Annotated in this window: 7 protein-coding genes; 3 read left to right on the top strand and 4 right to left on the bottom strand. The window is 69.8% G+C overall.

Annotated features, from left to right (window positions below):
* Positions 1 to 223 precede the first annotated feature (223 nt).
* From H5T77_RS18055 to asnB, 4 genes are read right to left on the bottom strand one after another with little or no spacing between them, the layout of a single operon-like run.
* Positions 224 to 559: an ArsR/SmtB family transcription factor gene (locus H5T77_RS18055; RefSeq protein ID WP_292651562.1), complete on the bottom strand. Its 336-nt coding sequence runs from the start codon at positions 557 to 559 to the stop codon at positions 224 to 226.
* 4 nt (positions 560 to 563) lie between these two features.
* Positions 564 to 1205 carry an SRPBCC family protein gene (locus H5T77_RS18050; protein WP_292651561.1) on the bottom strand — a complete coding sequence of 214 codons (642 nt, stop codon included), beginning with the start codon at positions 1203 to 1205 and terminating at the stop codon, positions 564 to 566.
* A 15-nt stretch (positions 1206 to 1220) separates the two neighbouring features.
* Positions 1221 to 2249 (bottom strand): NAD(+) synthase, encoded by a 1029-nt coding sequence (nadE, locus tag H5T77_RS18045; protein ID WP_292651559.1) that lies wholly within the window; start codon positions 2247 to 2249, stop codon positions 1221 to 1223.
* On the bottom strand, positions 2246 to 4285 hold the full coding sequence (gene asnB, locus H5T77_RS18040; protein WP_292651557.1) for an asparagine synthase (glutamine-hydrolyzing): 2040 nt from the start codon (positions 4283 to 4285) through the stop codon (positions 2246 to 2248). The genes nadE and asnB overlap by 4 nt, the downstream gene beginning before the upstream one ends.
* 186 nt (positions 4286 to 4471) lie before the next feature.
* Between asnB and H5T77_RS18035 the strand changes: the two genes are divergently transcribed.
* The 3 genes from H5T77_RS18035 to H5T77_RS18025 are packed head-to-tail and all read left to right on the top strand — an operon-like array spanning position 4472 to position 6373.
* Positions 4472 to 4747, top strand: coding sequence for an acyl carrier protein (locus H5T77_RS18035; RefSeq protein ID WP_292651555.1), 276 nt, complete (start codon positions 4472 to 4474; stop codon positions 4745 to 4747).
* Positions 4737 to 5531, top strand: coding sequence for a serine O-acetyltransferase (locus tag H5T77_RS18030; RefSeq protein WP_292651553.1), 795 nt, complete (start codon positions 4737 to 4739; stop codon positions 5529 to 5531). Before H5T77_RS18035 ends, H5T77_RS18030 begins: the two co-directional genes overlap by 11 nt.
* A complete protein-coding gene (locus tag H5T77_RS18025) occupies positions 5528 to 6373 on the top strand; it encodes a glycosyltransferase family 2 protein (RefSeq protein ID WP_292651551.1) in 846 nt (281 codons plus the stop codon). Before H5T77_RS18030 ends, H5T77_RS18025 begins: the two co-directional genes overlap by 4 nt.
* Positions 6374 to 6391: the final 18 nt, after the last annotated feature.

Raw genomic sequence — 6391 nt, 5'->3', positions numbered from 1 at the left:
CCTGGGAGGACCGGCCAACCCCGGTCCCAAGCCCGTACCCAACCCAATCTCGCTGCGCCATACCCCGCCGCCGACCCGATAGCCAGCCAAATTTCTCGCTGGATCACGGTGTCAAGGATCGCCGCAGGCGGCCGGCGAAGCCGGCGGCCGAAGGCCGTCCTTTACTCCGGGGGCCGGCGTGAACAACATCCATAACGGGTCGGCGGCCACCGGCCTATGCGACTCAGCCCCCCGTGGAACCCTTCCGACGCCCCCGCCGAATCTCGGTGTCGAGAGCGTCGAGGTGCTGCGTCCAGAAGTGGCGGAACTGGTTGAGCCAGGCATCGACCTCGACCATGGGGCCGGTGTCGATGGAGTAGATGCGGCGGGTGCCGTCGGGGCGTACGGTGGCGAAGCCGTGTTCGCGGAGGACTTTGAGCTGCATCGAGACTGCTGGTTGGCGGATGCCGAACTCGGCGGAGATGGTCTCCACCATCTCGCCGGAGGTCAGGTCGCCGGCGGCCAGGAGCTCGAGGATGCGGCGGCGTACGGGGTCTCCGAGGATGTCGAAGGCGTGCAAGTTCCTACTCCGGCATGGCGGTGTAGGCGGCTACGCAGCGCCCGCCGGCGGCGCGGGCCTGCTCGGGGTCCGTGCCGAAGGCGATGTCGGCCTCGACCCAGGCGGCGGCGGAGCCCTTGGTGTGCTCGATCATCGCGGGCAGTGCGTCGGGGGACATCGGGTCCATCTTCTCGGCTTCGGGGGCCGGCAGGTGGAGGGCCAGGGCGAGCAGCATCTGCTCCCAGCCGATGCCGACGGCACTCGGGCCGAACTCCTTCCACTGCTCCGGGGGAACGGGGGCGGAGTGCTCGAGACGGAGCAGTGTGCGGTCGCCGGCGGCGGTCAGGGTCACGTCGACCCATGAGCTCATGTCGCCGTAGTCCCAGGTGATCGAGAGCAGCTGGGGGCGGTCGCAGGCGAGGATCTCGCCGCCGGCGTTGCCCTCGAGCTGATAACGGCCGCCGACCTCGAAGTCGCCGGTGACCGGCATCAGCCAGCGCGGGATGCGCTCCTTGGTGGTCAGCGCGTCCCAGACTTCGTCCGGCGCGGCGTCGTAGCTGCGCTCGACGACGAGCATGCGCAGCTCCTCGCCGCCGCGGGTCGTGGTGGTCAGCGCACGGTTCACGGCGCCGAGGTGGTCAGCAGGGATGAATGGTGGTGTGCTCATGCCTGCGACGTTATATCAAAGAGAATTGATATTCAATGACGCCTTGTCGACGAGCTCGGGGGCGGCGTGGAGGTAGGCGGTCGTCCGGCGCTTCTGCTCGATGTCGCGGTAGACGCGCTCGACCTGCTCGTCGGTGAGCCCGGTGGCCTCGGCGACCTCGGCGGTCGGTACCTTGTTGTTCAGGCCGTGGAGGCACAGATCCATTCGCTCGTAGGGCAGCGAGAAGTAGAACTCCTCCTGGGACTGCTCCAAGGAGTAGGTGTCGGTGGTCGAGGGGCGGGCCTGGATCTCCTCGGGTACGCCGAGGTGGGCGGCCATCGCGTAGACCTGCGACTTGTAGAGGTGCGCGATCGGCTTCAGGTCGGCGGCACCGTCGCCGAGCTTCACGAAGAAGCCCTGGTCGTACTCCAGCCGGTTCGGGGTGCCGGCGACGGCGTAGTTGAGCCGGTCGGCGTGGAAGTACTCCAGGGCCTTGCGCGCCCGCTGCTTGAAGTTGGTCGCCGCGACGATCTCCAGGTAGGCCTCGGTGGTCAGGCGGTGGATGCTCTGCGCGCCGTAGGGGTCCTCGACGACGACCGAGAAGAGCCGGAACGCGTCGGAGTCGACCACGCTGGGCAGTACGATCTTCGACTTCCACCCCTGACCGTACGCAGGCACGACCCGTCGGATCGCGTCGTCACGCCGCTGGTAGGCACCGAGGCCGACCAGGACCGGGGAGATGTCCTCGAGCGTGGACCTGATCCCGAGCGAGTCGGTCAGCTTCGTACTGAACCCGATGGTGTCGTCCGACGACTCCTGCTCGGGCATGTGCAGCGCGAAGACCCGCCCCGGACCGAGCGCTTTCACCGCCAGCGCGGCGACTACGCTGGAGTCGATCCCGCCCGAGACGCCGAGCACGATGCCCTTGCGCTTGTTGGCCACCAGGTAGCGGCGGATCGCGTCGCCGATCCGCTTCGCCTCCGCCTCCTCGTCGAAGCGGAGTGCCTCCAGTCCGTACGCTGCGGCTCGCCTTGTTTCTGGGCTGGTCGTGACGGTGTCGTTCATGGCTGGGCTGGTGTCCTTCCGGCGGGCTCGAGACCGGTGGTCTCGAGAGTGGGGTCGAAGACGGTGAGCGGGACTGGCGGAGCGGCCGATGAGGTCGATGCGGTGAGCAGCTCGCTGTGCAGCAGCTGGGTGGACAGGACGGCGACCAGGCGCATGTTGTCGGTGTTGCCGAGACCGCGCCCGCCCGTCCGAGCGGCCTTCTCCAGCAGCCGCTGGACGAGCTCCGGACGGAAGACACCGGCAGCCTCCAGGGCAGTGCTCGAGGTGACGTCGAAGACCCAGTCCGGGGTGCCGCCGGCGAAGAACGAGGCCGCGTCCGGCGCTCGGTAGGGCTGCTTGGGCCGGTGCAGGATCTGATCGGGCACTAGGTCGGCGAAGGCCCGCTTGAGCAGGTGCTTCTCGTCCATGCCCCAGATCTTGTGTTCGGCGGGGATGCGCCCGGCGAGCTCGGCGACGTGCGGGTCCAGGAACGGGAACCGGCCCTCGACCGAGTTGCCCATCAGCATCCGGTCGCCCTGAGAGGCCAGGATGTAGCCGGGCAGCAGGGTCGTCATCTCCAGCCACTGGGCCCGTGCGACCGGGTCCCATGAGGCGGCCGCGGCGGGCATGGCTGCGACGACGCCCTCGGCCGCGCCGCCGAGCGAGCGGAGCTCAGGCCGCAGCATCGAGGTCAGCACCGCCGTGGAGTCCCACCGTGGCCGGTGCGACATCGCCAGGTCGTCCGCGGCGAGGTTGCGCGAGAAGAAGTGCCGCGCGAACGCCGGCGCCTGGTTGGGGGAGCGATGCATCCACGGGTAGAGCTGGCCCACCGCCGCCTCGGCGGCGGACGGGTCCCGCAGCCACAGATCGCGGATCTTGGCCTCGCGAAAGATGTCGTAGCCGCCGAGCACCTCGTCGGCGCCCTCGCCGGTGACGACCACCTTGAAACCGGCCTCCCGCACCAGCCGGGAGAGCAGGAACATCGGCGCCGGGGCGGTCCGCAGCAGCGGCGTCTCGGCGTGGCGTACGACCTGGGGGAAGACCTCGGCGATGTCGCGCTCGCCGACCACGACGTCGTGGTGGACGGTGCCCAGCCGCTCGGCCATGAGCGCCTGGAAACCGCCCTCGTCGAACTCGGCCTCGGCGAACCGGAGGGAGAAGGTGTGCAGCGGCGCCGAGGCGCCACTCATTGCCCTGCCGGCGGCGATCGTGGCGGCCGTGACGGCGGAGTCGATCCCGCCGGAGAGGTACGCGGCCACCGGCACGTCGCTGCGCTCGAACCGCAGCCGGGTGGCGGCCGTCAGCGCCGTCCGCAGCGCCTCGGCGTTCGCCTCCAGGTCGGTGAGCTCCTCGGCCCCCGCCGGCGGGAACGAGGGCGCCCAGTAGCGGCGCTCGACCTCGACCCCGTCCCGGAAGGACAGGTAGGAGCCCGGCGGCACCTGCGCGACGTCGCGGAACACGGTGCGCGGAGCGACCGCGGACCACAGTGTCAGCGCCTGGGCCAGCCCGGCCGGGTCCAGCTCGCGCGGCACGTCGGGGGAGGCGTACAGGGCCTTCACCTCGGAGGCGAAGAGCAGCTGACCGCCGGCGCGGGTGTAGAAGAGCGGTCGTACGCCGAAGGGGTCGCGGGAGAGGACGAGCGATCCCGTCCGGCGGTCCCAGATGGCCAGCGCCCACTGCCCGTTGAACCGCTCGAAACTGCCGGGCCCCCACTCCTCCCAGGCGTGCACGATGACCTCGGTGTCCGAGCGGGTGTCGAAGACGTGGCCGCGCGAGCGCAGCTGGGCGGCCAGCTCGACGTGGTTGTAGATCTCGCCGTTGAAGGTGACCCAGACCTGCTCGTGCCCCGCCGACGATCGGCAGGATCGGCTCGACATCGGCTGGGTGCCGCCGACGGTGTCCACGATCGCCAACCGGGTGTGGCCGAGCGCGACCCGCTCGTCACGGTAGTAGCCGCTGCCGTCGGGGCCACGGTGGGTCAAGGCCCCCAGCATGCGCCGGATCAGCGCAGGGTCAGGAACCTCGGTGCTGCTCAGCACCCCGCAGATCCCGCACATGACGCTCCTCGATCGATCCCCGTCCGGTCCTCGAAGGGTCGTCCGCGCCGGGGTGCATGGACCTCGGAGCAGGTGCGTTTATCACCCAATATCGGCATCTACGGGCCCAGTTCTGCTCCGGCGGCCCTCCTGCTGGCAGAAACGGAAGTGCCGAGATTCTCGAGCGTTCACAGACAGGGAGACGTGATGGCGGACGTACAGCGCACGATCGAAGGCTTCATCCTCGACAGCCTGCTGCTGGGCGATGCGGACCGGCTACCCGCACCGTCTGAGTCGCTGGTCGAGTCGGGCGTCATCGACTCGACCGGGATCCTGGAGCTCATCGAGTTCCTCGAGGCGGAGTTCGAGATCTCCGTCCACGAGAGCGAGACCGTCCCCGAGAACCTCGACGGGGTCGCCAACCTGGTCGCGTACGTCGGCCGGAAGACAGCGACCCGGGAACGAGAGTCCCTTGCTAGTTGACGGTGCCCACGAGGCAGGTGATCTCGAGGTCGACCTCGCCAAGATGTACGCGATCGTCCTCGACGGGCCGCGCACGTCCTGGCTGTCCAGGCTGCGGTTCTGGCTCTTCGACTACGAGCTGCACTGCGTCGCCTGCTACCGCTTCGGGCGCTGGGCCGGTCGGCTGCGCACCCGCCGCCCGCTGCTCGGCGTGCTGGCGCTCGGGCTCTACTGGTTCTGGAATCGGCGCAACATCCGGATCCACCACGCCGACATCTTCCGCCGCGCCGACATCGGCCCGGGGCTGCTGCTCATGCACCGCTCGGGGGTCATCGTCGGACCGGCCGTTATCGGCAGCAACTGCGTGCTCCATCAGAACGTGACGATCGGCCAGCGCATCGCCGACGGCGACCACGGGCTGCCCACGATCGGCGACGACGTCTGGATCGGCCCCGGCGCCGTGATCTGCGGTGCGATCACGGTCGGCGACGGTTGCACGATCTCCGCCGGCACGGTGCTGTCGAAGGACGTCCCGCCGCACAGCCTCGTCGGCGGCAACCCCGGCCGAGTCATCGCCAGGGAGTACGACAACAGCAACATGATCAACTTCGTCATCGCTCCGCGCCCCGTCGGTCGAGCCGCGGGCGCCAGCGAGCGTGTCGAGACCAACACGGTTCCCATCGAGCGCCGAGGGGACCGTGTTGGTCTCGACACGCCTCCGCCTAGCGGCTCCGGCGGCTCGACCAGCGGGGTGGAGGGCTCGACCAGCGGGGTGGACGGCTCGACCAGCGGGGGTGGGTCGTGATCGCGAGTGTCGTGGTGCCGGCGCACAACGAGGCCCGGGGGCTGTCGGAGAACCTGACGGCCCTGCTCGCCGACATTCCCTGTGGGGCCGTCGAGGTCGTGGTCGTGTGCAACGGCTGCACCGACGACACCGCCGCGGTTGCGCGGAAGATCCCCGGCGTACGCGTCCTGGAGATCGCCGAGGCCTCCAAGGTGCGCGCGGTCGAGGTCGGCAACGCCGCGGCCACGACCTACCCGAGGCTCCACCTGGACGCCGACGTACGTCTCACCGCCACGGACCTGCTCCGGCTGTTCGACGCGCTCGACGAGGACGGCGTGCTGGCCGTCGCCCCCGAGCGGACGGTGCCGCTGGCGGAGTCGTCCTGGCCGGTCCGTGCCTACTACCGGGTCTGGCAGGCGCTCCCCGCCGTACGCAGCGGCCTGTTCGGCCGCGGCGCCTTCTGTCTCAGCGCCGAGGGGCAGGCGCGGGTCGACGCCGCCGGCGCCGGCTCCCGGGGAGCTCTGATGAACGACGACCTCGTCGCCTCGGAGCTGTTCACGCCCGCCGAGCGGCGCGTCGTCACCGATGCGGTCGTGGTCGTGCGGCCGCCTCGTGCGACGAAAGACCTGTTCAGACGCAGGATCCGCGTCGCGACCGGCAACACCCAAGCCGATCACCACGGGGCTCGGCACGGATCCACCTCGCTCTCGGAGCTGCTCATGCTCGGGCTGCGTCAGCCGACGATCGGGCTTCGGGTCCCGGTCTTCCTGACAGTCACTCTCCTCGCCCGGATGCTCTCCCGCAGAGCCGTCCGGTCCGGCGACTACTCCACCTGGCTACGCGACGAGAGCTCGCGGGCCTGACCCGAAGGAAATATGACC

It is taken from the genome of Nocardioides sp., from assembly GCF_014360585.1.
In the GTDB taxonomy this organism is placed as follows: domain Bacteria; phylum Actinomycetota; class Actinomycetes; order Propionibacteriales; family Nocardioidaceae; genus Nocardioides.
The sequence above is the reverse complement of the archived record's forward strand: the minus strand, read 5'-3'. Positions and strand labels throughout refer to the sequence as shown.